This is a genomic window from Bacillus sp. 5w2 (assembly GCF_054353775.1).
The window spans coordinates 92,102-108,281 of sequence record NZ_JBTIWT010000016.1; the positions used below are offsets into that span (position 1 = coordinate 92,102).

Below are 16,180 nucleotides of genomic sequence, written 5' to 3' on the forward strand. Positions count from 1 at the left end.
TATTTCGAACTTTCTAGTACATTAGAATCATTAAGGGGGAATAAAAATGAAAGCTATCGTACAACAATATAAAGCAGGAGTTGAAGGAGTAGAATATAAAGTATTACCTGAGATAACACCTAACGCTGGAGAAGTTAAAGTGAAATTAAAATCAGCAGGTTTAAATCATCGAGATTTATTTATAATGAATAATAGAAAAGAAATGCAATTACCATTAATTCTAGGATCAGATGGTGCAGGTATTGTTACGGGGATTGGAGAAGATGTTTCAGGTGATTTATTACAAACCGAGGTTATTATAAATCCTAGCATTGGATGGGAAAATATTGCCGAAGTACCCGAGTTACCAGAGGTGCTAGGTGGACCGAGAGATGGGACGTTTGCTGAATATGTGATTGTACCAGCTGAAAATGTAGTAGCGAAACCGTCATATCTTACTTGGGAAGAGTCTGGCGTCTTATCTTTATCGGCACTAACTGCATACAGAGCGCTTTTTACAAAGGGTAGATTAAAGTGTGGAGAACATGTTTTAATTCCGGGGATAGGCGGCGGTGTAGCGACATTTGCCATGTTATTTGCGAAAGCGATTGGCGCAAAAGTAAGTGTTACTTCGAGGATAGAGAACAAAAGGAAGTTTGCCGAAACATATGGCGCAGATTTTTCTTTTAATAGTTCTGGAAATTGGGAAGAGAGTTTATGCGGAGAGAAAGTAGATTTAATAATCGATAGTATAGGTCCAGCAACATTCTTAAAATACTTTGATGTATTAAAACCAAATGGGAGAATTGTTAATTTTGGTGCAAGCTCAGGAGATAAAATTGAATTACCATTACGAGCATTATTTTATAATCAAATCGATATTATGGGGACATCTATGGGTAGCCGTGAGGAATTTCATGAAATGGTTAAGTTTATAGAGAAACATAAAATTAAACCAATTATTGATAAAGTATATTCATTAGAAGAAGCCCTTCAGGCGTTAAATCGTATGGAACAAGGCGAACAATTTGGTAATATCGCACTTCGTATGTAATAAAAATATGATTTCGCAACTAGTATATTTACATAACTATGTTATGTATTCTGTATATGAAAAGTATGTAATTCGTCTTGTTTTAAAGGTTTTTCAGCTTTATACATAATTAGCCATTATAATTAGCCCTAATATTGTCAAATCAGTACTAGTAAAATGAGAATTAGATGAGAAAAGTTTCAGCCCATTTTCATATTGATGTTGTATACTGTGTAAATCAAGAACGCATTTATGTAAGGAGAGAGTATTATGAATTACACAGTATTTCAATGGTTTAATAATTTTGCTGGATCGTCCAAACTATTAGATACGCTAATGATTGCTATTACAAATAGTGCTGTCTATGTAGCAATTTTGTTTATGTTTATTTTATGGTTTAATAATGGAAAGAAAGTCAATGCCATTAAAAAACAATACACAGTGTTATATACGACACTTTCAGTCATTATCGCATTACTAGTAAATGTTGTGATACATGCGGTATATTACCATCCACGTCCGTTTGTATCACATGATGTACATCAATTAGTGCCACATGCAGCAGACTCATCATTTGTTAGTGATCATTCTGTACTTGTATTTTCCATTGCATTTGTATTTTTACTTAGAGGAGAAAAACTTAAATATGTCGCTCTTATTTGGGCAGTATTAGTTGGTGTATCACGTATGTACGTAGGAGTTCATTATCCTCTAGATATACTTGGTGCAGCTTTCTTAACATTTATTACGAGCGGTTTAGTAGTGCAAAGTACACGTATGTTTGAACCGATAGCAAAATTTGTATTTAAAATGTACGCATTGGTAGCGAAACGAATTCCTTTTTTAGCGAAATATAATCATATAGCTTAATTTTTATAAATAACTATTTATAGGTTTGTTAAAAAGTTCCCCTTTGGAAATCCAGAGGGGAACTTTTTTATTGTGCACAAGAAGAGGGCATATGCATTAAATGAGTGGTGAAAGAAAAACTGAGTTAGCATCTATTAAATTTGTAAGTTTATTATAAGTTAATCATCCTATGACGGAATATTCTTAAATTTCACACACCGTAATATAAATACAAAAATAAAATAAAAACAGAAACAATAACTACTTTCAGAGCGATTTAAAGGAATTAAAAAGAAAAGTTCGAAACATATAGTATTGAAAGTAAAAACTACATAATTTGTAGCACACCTTTGCCGCAATTAATTGTGAAAGAAAGGAGAGCAACATGCATAAACTTCAAACGAATAAAGGCGCGCGGTATTTTATGGTTGCTTTTATTGTTTTGTTCCTTACTATGATTTTACGTATATTTTATATTCAAGCAGTAGGGGTCGTGCATAATGTGGATGTAAAGGATCTTGCAACTGAACAACATAATAAAAAAGGTGTATTGGAAGCGAATCGTGGCACGATTTATGATCAAACTGGAAAAGTGCTCGTCCAAGATTCCACAACATACCGTGTTGTTGTGAATTTGAATGGTAATGACAAAGTGAAAAATAAAGATGAAACCGCAGGGCAATTAGCTGACGCGCTTGAAATTGATAAAGAAGACGTATTAAAAAATTTCCATGAGGGGCGTACGCAAGTTGAAATCGGAAAAGTTGGTCGGAATTTATCTAGAGAAAAGAAAGAACAAATTAAAAAGTTAAAAATCCCGGGTGTATCTTTTATGACTGAGAAAGCAAGAGTGTATCCGAATGAAGATTTTGCATCTTATATTCTTGGTTTTGCTAGACCTGACAATAAAGGAAATACAGAAGGGAAATTTGGACTTGAAAAAAGTTTGGATAAATATTTGCGCTCGACAAATGGGAAAATAGAATATGTAGGCGCGCGAAGAGGTATCCCACTTACAAATGATATAGGAAAAATAGAACCCGCTAAAAATGGAAATAACGTATACCTTACGCTTGATAAACAAATTAATGGTTTTTTAGAAGAAGCAATGAACAAGGCACAAGAGCACTATGATCCTTCTATGTTAGTAGGAATCGTAGCGGATCCAAAGACAGGGAAAGTTTTAGCAATGTCTAGTAAACCTAGTTTTAATCCTAATAAAGGTGATATCGAATACTTTTTAAATGATCCAATCGCAAATGCATACGAACCCGGTTCAACAATGAAAATATTTACGTTAGCTGCTGCAATTAATGAAGGGGTATATAACGGGAAAGAATATTTCCAATCCGGAAAATATTCAGTTGGTTCATCTGATATTAAAGATCATAACGGTGGGTTTGGATGGGGATCTATTACATTTGATGAAGGTTTTGAAAGGTCATCAAACGTAGCTTTTTCTATTTTAGAAGATCAGTTATTGAAACCGGATAAATTTAAGCAATACATGAAAAAATTTGGATTCAACCAAAAAACCGGAATAGATTTACCTGGTGAAAGTAAAAATACTTTATTATTAAATACACAAATTCAACAAGTGACATCTTCTTTCGGACAAGGTTCTACAGTAACTCCTATTCAATTAATCCAAGCAGCTACTGCTATAGCAAATGACGGGAAAATGATGCAACCATATATCGTTGACAAAGTTGTAAATCCAACAAACAAACAAGTTATTATGGAAAATCAACCGAAAGAAATTGGGAATCCAATAAAAAAAGAGACAGCGGACAAGGTAAGGAACTTAATGGAGCGTGTTATTACGTCCTCAAAAGGTACTGGTACAATGTATAAAGTGGATGGTTATCCAATAGGAGGTAAGACAGGAACAGCTCAAATTCCGAATCCTGAAAATGGACGATATATGGAAGGAAAAGAAAATTATATTTTTTCATTTTTAGGAATGGCTCCAATTGATGATCCAGAGTTAATTGTATACTTAGCTATTAAGCAACCAAAGTTAAAAGGAGACGAATATGGAGCTCAGCCGCTTGCTGAAATATTTAAACCAGTTATGAAAAATAGCCTTGAATATTTAAAGGTGAAACCATATACAGAAATACAAATGGCAGATGCAACGAAACGATCCCAATTAAAAGTACAAAATTATGTCAACCAATCAATGGATACGGTAGAGAATCGTGTAAAAAAGGAGAAACTACAACCGATAATTTTAGGAGAAGGAAAAATAATGAAACAATATCCGCAGTCTGGCGAAGTAATGAGTGAAGGCGATCGTATATTTCTACTAGGGAATAACGCAAAAATGCCAAATTTACAAGGTTGGTCCATGCGTGATGTTATGTATTTCTCTAAACTATTAAAATTAGATTTAAAAACTACAGGTACGGGCTATGTAACGAGTCAAAGCATTGAAAAGGGACATGATATACAAGAAGGCGATATATTAGAACTAGAATTAGAACCACCGTTACAACCGTTAGCAGAGGCGAATACAAATTAATTTGGGCAATGTGAAGGGTCTATATACAATAGGCTCTTTTTTAATAGATGCAAGTAATTTCACGCACCGTAATTTTTAAAAAAAAACAATAAATAAGAGAATAAACAATGAAACTCCATTAAATATCTGATTATTTTTTATTTACAGTTAAAAATAATTGTGATAATATGGAAAAATCAAATGCAGTGAAGAGAAGAGTAAATAAAATGAATTTTTCACAGAGAGCTCCATTTAGCTGAAAAGGAGCAAAAATTCTTTATTGAATCAAGCCTCTGAGCAGCGCATCGGAATCTATTATTAGAGGGTGGTGTGACGGGAGCTCCCGTTATAGAGCTATGGTATAAGCATGAATCAAAATGCAGTACCAGATAAGGTTAATATGGTGACATATTAACAAACTAGGGTGGCACCGCGATGATAAATCTCGTCCCTAAGACTAAAAGTCTTGGGGGTGGGATTTTTTTATTGTTTTAAAACAATTTGGAAAGCGGGGGCCTAAAATGAAAAACTTACTTAAAGATTGGAAATATCCTTTATTACTACTGTCTGGCGTTGGTATTGCGAATTTAGGGGCGTGGATTTACTTAATAGCACTGAATGTACTTGTCTATCATATGGGTGGCTCAGCCTTAGCTGTTGCTACTTTATATGTAATTCAACCATTAGCCGCTGTATTAACAAATGCTTGGTCAGGAAGTATGATTGATCGTTTAAATAAACGGAAGTTAATGGTTCACCTCGATATATATCGTGCGGTATTTATCGTTATTTTACCTTTACTTCCATCACTTTGGATGGTTTATGTATTCGTATTCTTTATTAGCATGGCCAATGCAATTTATGAGCCAACTGCTATGACATATATGACTAAATTAATTCCAGTTGAGAAAAGACAACGTTTCAACTCATTACGAAGTTTAATAGGATCTGGTGCATTTTTAATTGGTCCAGCGATAGCGGGAGTATTGTTAATAGCAAGTACACCGGAGTTTGCTATATATATAAATGCTATAGCATTTCTCTTATCAGGAGTAATTACATTTCTGCTACCTAATCTTGATGAAAAATCTGATATTCATACATCAAATGCCACACTATCTTTAGCTGTACTAAAAAAAGATTGGAACATCGTTTTAAATTTCAGTAAAACATCTTTGTATATCGTTTTTGTGTACTTCTTATTTCAAGGGATGATGGCATTGGCTGCCGCAAATGATTCACTTGAATTATCATTTGCGAAAAAAGTTTTATTGCTAACAGATAGTGAGTATGGCTTTTTAGTTAGTACCGGTGGAGCTGGAATCATTTTAGGAGCTATAACAAATACAATTTTATCTAAAAAATTAGCGCCTTCATTTTTAATTGGAATAGGATCATTATTCATTGCAATCGGTTATTTAATTTATGCTTTTTCAAATGAGTTTTTAATAGCTGCTATCGGATTTCTTATTTTATCTTTCTCTATGGCATATGCAAATACAGGATTTTATACCTTTTATCAAAATAATGTACCTGTCCATATCATGGGACGGATTGGGAGTATATATGGGCTTGTTATTGCGGTCATAACCATTTTGATTACGATTTTATTCGGAGTTGCAACTCAATTTATTTCTATACAACTTGTAGTTATTGTAGGGTCATTAATAATGTTATTTATTACTATCATATTGTGTGTGTTTACTTTATTCCCATCACAATCTAAGTTGTATTCTACTGAATCAATAAATTCGAAATGAACTTTGTGTTCTCATTAACAATTTATCGTATTCAATAAGAGGATTCTTTCCCCTTTATATGGAAAAATTAATAATGGGAAAGAACAATACCGAAAGACAAGGGTGGTTGTCGTGATAAAAACAAAAGATGAAATTGATAAAATTGTAAAAGAAATACAAAAGAAAATAGATTTCTCTGGAGTAGTTTTAGTAAAAAAAGAAAAAGACTTAGTCTATGAAAAAGCATTGGGTTACGCAAACCAAAGTGAATATATAAACAATACGATAAAAACAAGATTCGGCATTGCCTCAGGATGTAAAATTTTCACTGCAATTGGCATCTGTCAACTTGTTGAAAAAGGTGTTATTTCTTTTCATACAAAATTAAAAGATTGTCTAGAGATAAAATTTCCAAACTTCGATGAAGATATTACAATACATCAACTACTAACGCATAGTGCTGGTATACCAGATTATTTTGATGAAAGTATTATGGATAACTTCGAAGATCTTTGGAAACAAACACCTATGTATCTATTAAAGAGCTTAAAAGACTTTTTACCATTATTCCAAAACAGTAATATGATGTTTGCACCAGGAAGTAAGTTTCACTACAATAATGCAGGGTTTATCATACTTGGATTAATTATAGAAGAACAAACAGGGCTTTGTTTTACGGAATATATAGAAAAGAATATATTTATTCCACTAGGCATGAATGATTCCGGCTATTTCTCTTTAGATAGATTACCAAGATACACAGCTCTCGGATATATAAAAGATGTAAATAGCCAAAAATGGAGAACAAATGCATACTCTATTCCGATAAAAGGTGGTTCTGATGGTGGTGCTTTTATTACTGCGCCAGATATGCTGAAGTTCTGGAAAGCGTTATTTAACTATGAAATCATAAGCCAAGAATATACAAAAATACTTTTAACTCCTCATATTCAAGTAAATAATAATCAGTCTTACGGCTATGGAATATGGATTGAAACAAGAGAAAATAAGATATTCAAATATCATGTCATGGGATATGATCCAGGCGTCAGTTTTCGCTCGGCCGTATATCCAGACTTAGGAATTACATTAGTTATTCCATCAAATAAAGGAGCAGGACCCGAAAAATTAATGATAGAAATAGAAGGAGCTTTTTAATTATATGAATATAGAAATTAGAGCGTATAGAAAAGAGGATGAAACAGGTTGGGTACGTTGCCGTGTGTTATCTTTTCTAGATACAGCATATTATGATAACGTACTTAGAGAGAAAGAAAAATATGAAAATCCTACTATTGAATTAGTAGCTGTATATGAAAATCAAATTGTGGGTTTAATAGATATTGAATATGAATTAGAAGAGCGTACTGTTTGTTCAAGAGGAACTGGTCTTGGCGGTATGATTTGGCATATTGCAGTTCATCCAGATTTCCGTAGAATGAAAATTGGTAATCAACTATTAAATGAGGCAGAAAAGTTAGCGAAAGAACTTAACCTAAATCGATTAGAAGCATGGACTAGGGACAACCTATGGGTTCATGGATGGTATAAAAAGAACGGATTTGTAAACGTAGATTCATATTTACACGTATATTCCGATCATACAGACCAGATAAAGGGTGTAATGAAAAGTAATATAGATCAGTTATATCCAGTTCACGCATTTGCTCATTATACAGGTGAAAATAAAGAAGAGATAAGAAAACAATTTAAGCGGGTTCATGATTGTTTTTGTTTTGAAAAGTATTTTAACTAACAATTCATACGGGTTAAAGGATATATTTATTTTGAATAAAGATGATAAAAGACGTACGAGTCAAAAGTACGTCTTTTTATTTTTAAAAATAATGCTACAAACTGATGGAGAATCACATTCCATATTTTTCAATTTGAAGTAGCTATCGCATTTCAAGTATGGAATAAAAAGAGGTGAATATAATTTTTAAAGGTAAACAAGTATATAGGAGGACACTAAATGGATATTTTACTTGTTATGCTTATTATCGTATTAATGCAAAGTAAGGAACGTAAAGTGAAAGTTAATCGCATTTGGCTCGTTCCGGCTTTGTTGTGCTTTGTAACAATCCAGTCCATTATTCATATGGGACAACTAACTATATTACAATTACTACTATTTGTTGCAATGTTCGGGATTGGATTGGTTCTTGGAGTTATTAGAGGAAAAGCATTAACATTTCGAATAGATAATGAAACGGGTCATGTATTACGAAAAGGAAATTGGTTAAGCACGATGATTCTTCTTGTTATTTTAGGTGCGAAAATTTTAATTAAGCAAAGTATGTTTTCTGGCAGTACTCATTACACACTAATGCTTGTAACGAATGCCTTTTTATGTATCACATTAGGTACAGTAATAAGTAGACGATATTACATTTGGAAAAAATATAATGAACTAACACAAAAAGTGTAAATACATTCATCCCTTGTTTATCAATGCTGTGAACGGTAATACTAAATAACATTGAACTTTTATAATAAGGGATGATAATATGATATTCATTTACACAGATTTCGGCGGAACACATTCAACTTCACTCGCTGCAGCTTATCATTTAAATAAATTACCAACGGATCGTAAGTTAACGAAAGAAGAAATATTAAATGTAGATTACTTTAATAAATTGAAAACAGAAGATATGGGGAAAATTATTTTTCATGGAATAGATGAAAATGGTAACCCAGTTTATACGATTGGATGCGGCGCATCAAAAGTCGTTGTACCTGCGATGAAGCATTTAGGAGAGATTCTGCAAAAACATTATCAAAGCCATGAAAAGATTATTTTTTCTAATACATCACCAACAGTGCCTTTACCAATGACTTTTGGTGGACTGTTTTCTAGAAGATTTCATATTGACTTTATCGGTGTACCGTTACTTATTTGGGGAGCAAAACTTTGCTGCGATAACGTACAAAGACTTGTTAGTTATACGAAAGAAGCCGGGCGATTGACGAATGATTATGTTGTGATTTTAGATAATGAAACCTTTAAATAATGTATGATAAAAAGAAAATCGAGCAAATTCCTTGATTTTCTTTTTAATTTGTGAAAAAGACAAGAAATATTCACATTTATAATCTATCTACTATAGCCAAATCAATAAAGTCCTGTTACTATTACAGGGATATTCTCTTTTCATAACATAAATATATAGAAAAATTAGAAAAGAGGAATTGAATTAAGGGAGGAACAACATGAAGCGTGTTGCTTGGATTACTGATAGTACAACTGCGAGTTTTACAACAGAAGGAGATAACTTTGTTATCCCAATTGAAGTTATTATTGATGGTGTGTCGTACAAAGATTGTGAAGAAGGTGTGCGTGAGCGCGTTTATAATGCTTTGAACGAAGGTAAAACTGTCACTACATCACAGCCTAACATAGGGGAAATGGTAGAGTTATTTTCGAAGTGCAAAGAAGAATATGAAGAGGGATTTGCAGTTGCTATTAGCGGAAAAGTAAGTGGAACCTATCAAAACATGAAGTTAGCTGCAGAAATGGCAGGTTTCCCATTAACGGTATTAGATAGTGAAACAACAAGTTATCCAATGGATGAACTAATTAGAAAAGCGAAATCGTTATACAATGATGGTATGACTTTACAAGATATACACAAAACATTAGTAGATGAAAAAAGAAGACCTTTCCACGTATTCCCGAAAAGTTTAAAAGGCCTTTACGCAAGTGGACGTGTAAAGGGAGTTCAATTTTTACTTGGAAGTTTATTAAGTGTCAACTTAATATTAGAAGTAAAAGGTGGAGAGCTTTTACTTGAAAAGAAAGTTCGTAAAATCCAAAAATGTCGAGAATACATTAAAAATGAACTTGAAAAAGAATTACCAAAAGTACTTCACATGTTCCATGCTAACGATAAAGATGGAGCTGAAGAATGGATTGCAGATATTAAAAATTCATTCCCAGAAATGGATTTTAAACTATATCCATTACCAATTTCATTTGCGGTTCATGCAGGTGAAGGAACAATAGCAATTAGTTATTAGAAAGAAAACCCGTGAATGATTCACGGGTTTTTTTATTTGAAAATGGTGCACACCACACCGCCATCAAGTTGAAGTTTTATAGCACTCTAGAACGAAATTTGTATTAACTCGAAACAAAAATCTTATTTTATCGTTTTGGGGAGCAACCACAATTCCTCGACTTGATTTGAGATTAAAAATATAAACCTTTTCCTACCGGCTGAACAGTTTCTAGTACAATATCAACCATTTCTTCATTAAGTAGGGTCCTTATAATCCAAGCTGAGAGTTCTTGAGCAGCAAAACAACCCGCAGCAGTCGAGATATTCCCTTCGTTTACGAAACTTTGTTCAATAACGTCTACATCAAATTCTTTAAGCTGTTCTACTGCGGATGGATATGTAGTTGCTTTTTTGCCAGTTAACAACTTTTTAGCTCCTAATAGTAGAGAACCAGAACACATAGATCCTATTAATTGTTTTTGAGGATCTACATGAATGCTATTAAGATATTCTTGATTTTGATATAGATCTTGTACACCCTTACCACTTGCGAATATTACGGCTTCAGCAGAAGGAATATCAGATAGGCTTCCTGTCATCGGAATACGCAAACCAGACATGGAAATATGAGTTTTTTCCGTTCCTAATAGTTGGACATTCCAATCAGAAATACCGCCTACTAAACGTACACGATTTAATAAATCCCATGGTAGAAAAACATCTATATCAGTAAAGTTATCGAAACAGACTATCGCAATTTTCATTTTCTAATCCTCCATTACTGTTGTTAACGTTGCCAATTAAATTTTCTAACAAAAAATTGCTTTAACAATTGATTCTAACTCCATATGTATGTCCCTTTACTTACAATATAAACTTCTCCTTTTTATGTTCTATATTAAGTTTTATATTCCTGTATATTCCATGTGTATGAAAGAGGTGTTAGCGATTTTTTAACTCCTCTAAACAGAAAAAGATATAAAATCTTTTTCTTGCTTTCTATCGATTTTTTGTACAAAAACAAGAGATGAATGTACTTTTGAGAGTAAAGATCTTTTAATTTTGCCAGGAGGGACTACTTGGAGTGAAGAAATTCATCAACCTATGTTGGAAAAAATTGGCCAAGCTTTAAAGCTTGGCACTATTGTCGCTGCAATTTGTGGTGCAACTGATGCCCTCGCGAATATGGGATACTTGGATAATAGAAAGCATACAAGTAATAACTTAGAATATACTAAAATGGTATGCCCTAACTATAAAGGAGAAAAGTTCTATGAGTTGGGATCTGCGGTATCTGATGCGAATTTAGTTACTGCATCAGGAATAGCTCCTCTGGAATTTGCAATGGAGGTACTGAAAAAAATAGATGTATTTACACCAGATGCATTACATTCATGGTATAACCTAAATAAGACTCATAAACCTGAATACTTCTTCCAGTTAATGAATTCAATAAATAAATAAATAAATAAATAAAAAGCTCAATTTCTCTATTTTGATTTGCAGAGAAGTTGGGCTTTTTAATTTGGAATTCCCTTATCGTTGTAAATCCGTATTTTCCTGAAGCTACCCCATGCCCATCAAGCTAACCAAGTAAATTACTAGATATGAAATGATCCTTGGTTCAAAACTAACAATTGATAGAAAAGTAGGCATACTAAAGAAGCCTATTAAAATCTGATTTTTTCGCTAGGCAGTTTGTCTATGCTTCACCGTCGTTTTATACACAATCCCTAGAATATCAAAGACGGTCATTTTCTTATACCGATGACATTTACGACCGTTCTTTTTGAGCAATAGATAAAGACGATGCAAAATTTTTAAAAGTTGTTCTGTGCCAATGGCTATCGCTTGAAACAGTAACGGAAAGTAATCTTTAATCATATAAATCGCTTTGTATTCACTTAGCTCCTGATTTGTTTTTTCAAGCAGAAACTGTCGCATTTGAAACATCGTAGAAGAACAGAGGAGAATGCCGATGAGTTGTCCATATAAATGGCACTCTAGGCGTTCTCTTTTAATATTTTTACATTCATCAATTTCAAAAAATAACTTCCACGTTTTAAACAAAATTTCAATCTGCCAACGAATTGAATACAGTGAGTGCACGTAGTTCGTTGGTACTCCTTCTAGAGACGTGTTCGTGATATATGCATTCATACTCATTAAACGTTTACTTTTATCCTTCATGACAATGCCTTTTTTCTTTTCACGTATCGCTTGGTTTTTCAGGCGTGCTTGCGTTTGATTATCGGTTAAACGATGGATAATGACACGTGCTGGAAGCTTCTGATTTTGTCCAATGTATGCCTCGGTAATTTCTATCGTTTCACCAGGGATTAGATCTGACATCATTTGTGTCATATCAAGCTGGATGTATTCTGTTTGCTTTTTTAACGTGCCGTTGTTGAAGTATTCTGGCTCAGGGTTCTTGATATAAATCCGCGTATTCAGCTTCAACCGCGAGATGTAGTAAGCTCCTTTATCATGAATAGTTTGTAAGTCTCCTAAATCGAAGTAACCAAGATCACGTAAACACAAATCGCCGGTCTCTACGGTTTCAAGGCAGATGGTACCGTATGTTTTATCATTATTCTTTCCTGGTCCAAGCTGCACGTTAAGAAATTGACCACTAAGTAAATCATATTCCAATTGGATTTTTACGCCTGCCGTATTACTACTTCCACCTGAACCTTGATAGTCAGTGGCGAAATGATCAGGCAGTTGAAACACTGTTGCATCCAAAATACGGATACGATTGAAAGTAGAGATCATGTGTGCAGAAAGTGAGTGATTTGAACAGAGTTTTTGTTTGAGAAGAGAAGTAAAGACTTCTCGAAGAAATGCGACAGCTGCTGGATTAAAGCGTTGATTCAGTCCTTCTGAGCTCATAAGTACCCCAGTGGAAACTTCTAACTGACTACACAATTGTGTAAGTGATGTGCTAGCAATTTCTTGACTAAGCCATACGCAAAGGGCAATGAGTTCTTTTGCTTGATACTTACTAGATCGTTGTACAAAGCCAACTTGTTTGGCAATATCTTGTAGGACCACTGGAGATAAAAAGTATTGTAGCTCTTGAGCGAAAAGATTCAATCTATTTGAAATGATAGGATTCATCAAAACGCCATCCTTTCTTATAAACTGTTTACAATAAGCATAGCGTTTTTTCATTTTGAAGGTATGATTTTAACTTTGCTTGAAGGGAATTTGGAGGGACCACTTTAAACAACAGGAGTGATTTTTTCATGAAGAAAAATGGGTTTTTTTATGTTAAAATTTTTAAAAGAATATAATAATTTTTATTTTTCTAACCGTTTGTATTGAATTATAAAATTTTTGGGGGAATAATCTTATGGTTAAACTAAGTGAAATAGTGTCTAAACTGGACATTGAACTTGATATAAAATCATTTGGGAAGGATTCTGCTTTCAGTCAATTCATACCAATGGTCTATGAACCTTTAAAGTTTGACTGGAAATCAATTTTTGAAAAAGACTTTGTGGAATTATTTAATGGTCTAATGTTAAAAGGAGATGCAAATGTAAAGAAAATTTTTCTTGCCGTCTTCCCTACAGATGAAGTGTTGGAACGTTTTATAGAAGAAAGTAATAGCGGAGACTTACTTTTTATGCACCATCCCTTATTGATGGAATGTGGAGATCCAAAAGGAGTATGGGGCAAAGGTTTTGTTCCTATAAAAGAAAAATACATTAAACAAATAAAAGAAAAGAAATTATCATTCTATACATGCCATGTACCGATGGATTATCATGCCAATTTAGGTACAAGTGTAGCTATTGCTAAACAATTAAATGCAGAAATTATTGATGGGTTTTTAACAAGTTCTATAAATAATGAAGACCTAGTTCTAATTTGTAACATTGAAGAAAAGAGTACAAGTGAGCTAACTTCTCACTTAAAAGAAATATTCGATATTCCATATGTTGATTTTGAAGGTAAGAACATAAATAACGTAAAGAAAATTGCTATCGTTGCAGGTTGTGGCGACAAAGTAAGTTGGATGGAGGAAGCTGAAAAAAGAGGAGTTCAAGCCTATATCACTGGCGAAATCCATTGCCATATTGATAACGAATATGGTAAACAAAGATACAAACAAATGATGGATTATGTTACTAATACTTCGATGTCTTTAATCGGCGTTTCCGATTCTGCATCAGAATATCTGGTCCATAAAACATTGATGAAGGAATGGTTTGAGAATAACTTTGATATTGAAACAGTTTTAATTCCACAGGAAAAATGGTGGTTATAAAATTATTAAGTAATATTTAAAAGAGCTTGGGAATTCAAGCTCTTTTTTGCGAATTTAGCTGAGAATTATATCGTGAAAACTAGATGTTTTAGTCTGTGCTTATTGCTGAAGTTTTAAGTCTAGCACCCCAAAAATGCAAAAAACAAGCAGAATTTTCATAAATAATTGTAAAAAAGTAAAATTCTCGTTATGGGGGTGTCTTAAAATCTTAGCTTGATGGGCATGTGACGCTACCCCTATGTAACCTTCTACAGTAATCCTACTCCAATAGTTCAATAAAGTAATGCTATAATGTCCGTTTATAAGTACATTTCATTAAGTATAAAGTAATAAATCCATTGAGGTTTAATAATTTTGATACTGATAATATGACATGCATAAAATCAAAATTTGCATGTTATATTATTAGGCACACCAATATAAATAATACCATTTTTTCATTCCGTAAATAATGTTGATAAAAAAGGTGAAAGGATTTTTAAAGATAAAAATAGAAATCTATATAAAAAAATATTTAAATGGTAGGGATATTATGAAAATTGGTAAGTTTGGAGAAGTAAATAACATAAGTATTGATACTGTTAGACATTATATGGATCTCAGTCTCATTATTCCTGAAAAAAAGGGAGGGCACTATTTATTTGATGAATATTGTCAAGCAGATTTAGAACTAATATTACATTACAAAGATCTAGGATTTAGCTTGAATGAAATTAAAGAACTATTTTTTTATAAAAATTTAGCGAAATCTATGAATTACGAAAAAGATACTTTTTACCAATCTTTATTTAAACTGAAATATGACAAGATGGAACAGGAAATAGAACTTTTGGAGAAGAAACGAGATAAATTAAAGGGAGTGTTACATGATTTATTATTAACAAATGAAACTTCTAATTCAATTATAGGGATAGATTTAAGTGTACTACATTTACTTACATGTTCTAAATGTAGTAAAAAATTAATTCTTCAAGATGGAATTATTAATAGTAATCAAATTATTGAAGGAAAGTTAATTTGTAATTGTGGTGAAGAATACATTATTACTTCAGGAATTATAACTGCTGGTAAGTTATTTAAAGCAAATGAGCGGACGTCACTTGATGATACTATTTCGGATTATATTCATGAAACTGATAATGCATATTTGGAAAATATGCATAGAGAAGGGGCATGGGCGAAAAAGAAACTAATACATTTAGATTTAAATAACAAATTAATACTGGATATAGGATCAGGACTTGGGTTCTTTTTGAGGAACATTTATGAAGAACTACCCGAAGATTGCCTATACATCGCAGTGGATCGAGATTTCAATAAACTTTTATTTTTAAAAGATGTATTAGCGAGAAGAAATCCGAGAAGAAACATTCTCTTTATCTGTGCGGATTTTTTGAACATCCCTATTCAAAATCGGTCTGTTGATATCGTAATTGATCACTCTGGTACGAGCAATTATAGTTTTGAGCATGATGATTTTTTACTTCACGAATTAAATCCACTTTTTAAACCTGATTGTTATTTATTAAGTTTATTTATTTTATTTAAAAATTTCAGCTCAAATAGCCAAATTACAAATAACTTTCGAGCAAATTTTACACTTTCAAAAGTAACGAAAGAAATCCAAAATCTACAGTTCCAATCGATTGATGAAAGTACTTCAAATTATTTGAAACGAGGCGGAAAGTACGAGGATTTCTTTGTTCAAGGAGAAGAAATTTATACATATTCATTTTTCGGAAAAAGATGGGGTTAACCCCATCTTTTATTTATTTCCTCATAAAACTTTTCAAATAG

The 16,180-nt window shown here is 32.8% G+C and carries 14 protein-coding genes and 1 other annotated feature; of the genes, 12 read left to right on the plus strand and 2 right to left on the minus strand.

The annotated features are described in order from the left end of the window. The first annotated feature begins 46 nt into the window (after positions 1–46). From ACXY7N_RS22560 to ACXY7N_RS22600, 9 genes are all read left to right on the plus strand, one after another. Entirely contained in the window at positions 47–1,033 is a 987-nt protein-coding gene (locus ACXY7N_RS22560) for a zinc-binding dehydrogenase (protein ID WP_016087690.1), read from the plus strand. A gap of 249 nt (positions 1,034–1,282) precedes the next feature. Then, positions 1,283–1,882: an undecaprenyl-diphosphatase gene (locus ACXY7N_RS22565; protein ID WP_016134605.1), complete on the plus strand. Its 600-nt coding sequence runs from the start codon at positions 1,283–1,285 to the stop codon at positions 1,880–1,882. A gap of 364 nt (positions 1,883–2,246) precedes the next feature. Further along, positions 2,247–4,385: a penicillin-binding protein gene (locus tag ACXY7N_RS22570; RefSeq protein ID WP_016134606.1), complete on the plus strand. Its 2,139-nt coding sequence runs from the start codon at positions 2,247–2,249 to the stop codon at positions 4,383–4,385. Positions 4,386–4,561: 176 nt separating this feature from the next. Further along, positions 4,562–4,820: a binding site (T-box leader), on the plus strand. A gap of 65 nt (positions 4,821–4,885) precedes the next feature. Further along, positions 4,886–6,124 carry an MFS transporter gene (locus tag ACXY7N_RS22575; protein WP_016134607.1) on the plus strand — a complete coding sequence of 413 codons (1,239 nt, stop codon included), beginning with the start codon at positions 4,886–4,888 and terminating at the stop codon, positions 6,122–6,124. A gap of 111 nt (positions 6,125–6,235) precedes the next feature. Then, entirely contained in the window at positions 6,236–7,261 is a 1,026-nt protein-coding gene (locus ACXY7N_RS22580; RefSeq protein WP_016134608.1) for a serine hydrolase domain-containing protein, read from the plus strand. A 4-nt stretch (positions 7,262–7,265) separates the two neighbouring features. Beyond that, entirely contained in the window at positions 7,266–7,859 is a 594-nt protein-coding gene (locus tag ACXY7N_RS22585) for a GNAT family N-acetyltransferase (RefSeq protein WP_016087685.1), read from the plus strand. Positions 7,860–8,078: 219 nt separating this feature from the next. Further along, the gene (locus ACXY7N_RS22590) at positions 8,079–8,534 is read left to right on the plus strand and encodes a CcdC protein domain-containing protein (protein WP_016134609.1); all 456 of its coding nucleotides are present in this window, start codon (positions 8,079–8,081) and stop codon (positions 8,532–8,534) included. Positions 8,535–8,613: 79 nt separating this feature from the next. Further along, a complete protein-coding gene (locus ACXY7N_RS22595; protein WP_016087683.1) occupies positions 8,614–9,120 on the plus strand; it encodes a DUF3189 family protein in 507 nt (168 codons plus the stop codon). Between the two features lie 199 nt (positions 9,121–9,319). Further along, the gene (locus ACXY7N_RS22600) at positions 9,320–10,126 is read left to right on the plus strand and encodes a DegV family protein (protein WP_016087682.1); all 807 of its coding nucleotides are present in this window, start codon (positions 9,320–9,322) and stop codon (positions 10,124–10,126) included. A 172-nt stretch (positions 10,127–10,298) separates the two neighbouring features. Here the strand turns inward: ACXY7N_RS22600 and ACXY7N_RS22605 are convergent, their stop codons facing one another. Beyond that, complete coding sequence (locus tag ACXY7N_RS22605) at positions 10,299–10,871, minus strand: DJ-1/PfpI family protein (RefSeq protein ID WP_016087681.1); 573 nt, start codon at positions 10,869–10,871, stop codon at positions 10,299–10,301. 214 nt (positions 10,872–11,085) lie between these two features. On the opposite strand from ACXY7N_RS22605, the gene ACXY7N_RS22610 reads away from it, so the two are divergent. Further along, positions 11,086–11,571: a DJ-1/PfpI family protein gene (locus tag ACXY7N_RS22610; protein WP_082181406.1), complete on the plus strand. Its 486-nt coding sequence runs from the start codon at positions 11,086–11,088 to the stop codon at positions 11,569–11,571. A 225-nt stretch (positions 11,572–11,796) separates the two neighbouring features. On the opposite strand, the gene ACXY7N_RS22615 is transcribed toward ACXY7N_RS22610, so the two are convergent. Further along, complete coding sequence (locus ACXY7N_RS22615; RefSeq protein ID WP_016134611.1) at positions 11,797–13,227, minus strand: IS4 family transposase; 1,431 nt, start codon at positions 13,225–13,227, stop codon at positions 11,797–11,799. A 235-nt stretch (positions 13,228–13,462) separates the two neighbouring features. On the opposite strand from ACXY7N_RS22615, the gene ACXY7N_RS22620 reads away from it, so the two are divergent. Both ACXY7N_RS22620 and ACXY7N_RS22625 read left to right on the plus strand, forming a co-directional pair. Beyond that, positions 13,463–14,383, plus strand: a complete 921-nt coding sequence (locus ACXY7N_RS22620) for a Nif3-like dinuclear metal center hexameric protein (protein ID WP_488592618.1) — start codon at positions 13,463–13,465, stop codon at positions 14,381–14,383. A 532-nt stretch (positions 14,384–14,915) separates the two neighbouring features. Beyond that, positions 14,916–16,139, plus strand: coding sequence for a methyltransferase domain-containing protein (locus tag ACXY7N_RS22625; RefSeq protein WP_016134613.1), 1,224 nt, complete (start codon positions 14,916–14,918; stop codon positions 16,137–16,139). Positions 16,140–16,180: the final 41 nt, after the last annotated feature.

Bases quoted from the DNA above. Each gene is read 5' to 3' on its own strand.
- ACXY7N_RS22560 (WP_016087690.1), top strand. From the start codon at position 47: ATGAAAGCTATCGTACAACAATATAAAGCAGGAGTTGAAGGAGTAGAA.
- ACXY7N_RS22565 (WP_016134605.1), top strand. From the start codon at position 1,283: ATGAATTACACAGTATTTCAATGGTTTAATAATTTTGCTGGATCGTCC.
- ACXY7N_RS22570 (WP_016134606.1), top strand. From the start codon at position 2,247: ATGCATAAACTTCAAACGAATAAAGGCGCGCGGTATTTTATGGTTGCT.
- ACXY7N_RS22575 (WP_016134607.1), top strand. From the start codon at position 4,886: ATGAAAAACTTACTTAAAGATTGGAAATATCCTTTATTACTACTGTCT.
- ACXY7N_RS22585 (WP_016087685.1), top strand. From the start codon at position 7,266: ATGAATATAGAAATTAGAGCGTATAGAAAAGAGGATGAAACAGGTTGG.
- ACXY7N_RS22590 (WP_016134609.1), top strand. From the start codon at position 8,079: ATGGATATTTTACTTGTTATGCTTATTATCGTATTAATGCAAAGTAAG.
- ACXY7N_RS22595 (WP_016087683.1), top strand. From the start codon at position 8,614: ATGATATTCATTTACACAGATTTCGGCGGAACACATTCAACTTCACTC.
- ACXY7N_RS22600 (WP_016087682.1), top strand. From the start codon at position 9,320: ATGAAGCGTGTTGCTTGGATTACTGATAGTACAACTGCGAGTTTTACA.
- ACXY7N_RS22605 (WP_016087681.1), bottom strand. From the start codon at position 10,871: ATGAAAATTGCGATAGTCTGTTTCGATAACTTTACTGATATAGATGTT.
- ACXY7N_RS22615 (WP_016134611.1), bottom strand. From the start codon at position 13,227: ATGAATCCTATCATTTCAAATAGATTGAATCTTTTCGCTCAAGAGCTA.
- ACXY7N_RS22620 (WP_488592618.1), top strand. From the start codon at position 13,463: ATGGTTAAACTAAGTGAAATAGTGTCTAAACTGGACATTGAACTTGAT.
- ACXY7N_RS22625 (WP_016134613.1), top strand. From the start codon at position 14,916: ATGAAAATTGGTAAGTTTGGAGAAGTAAATAACATAAGTATTGATACT.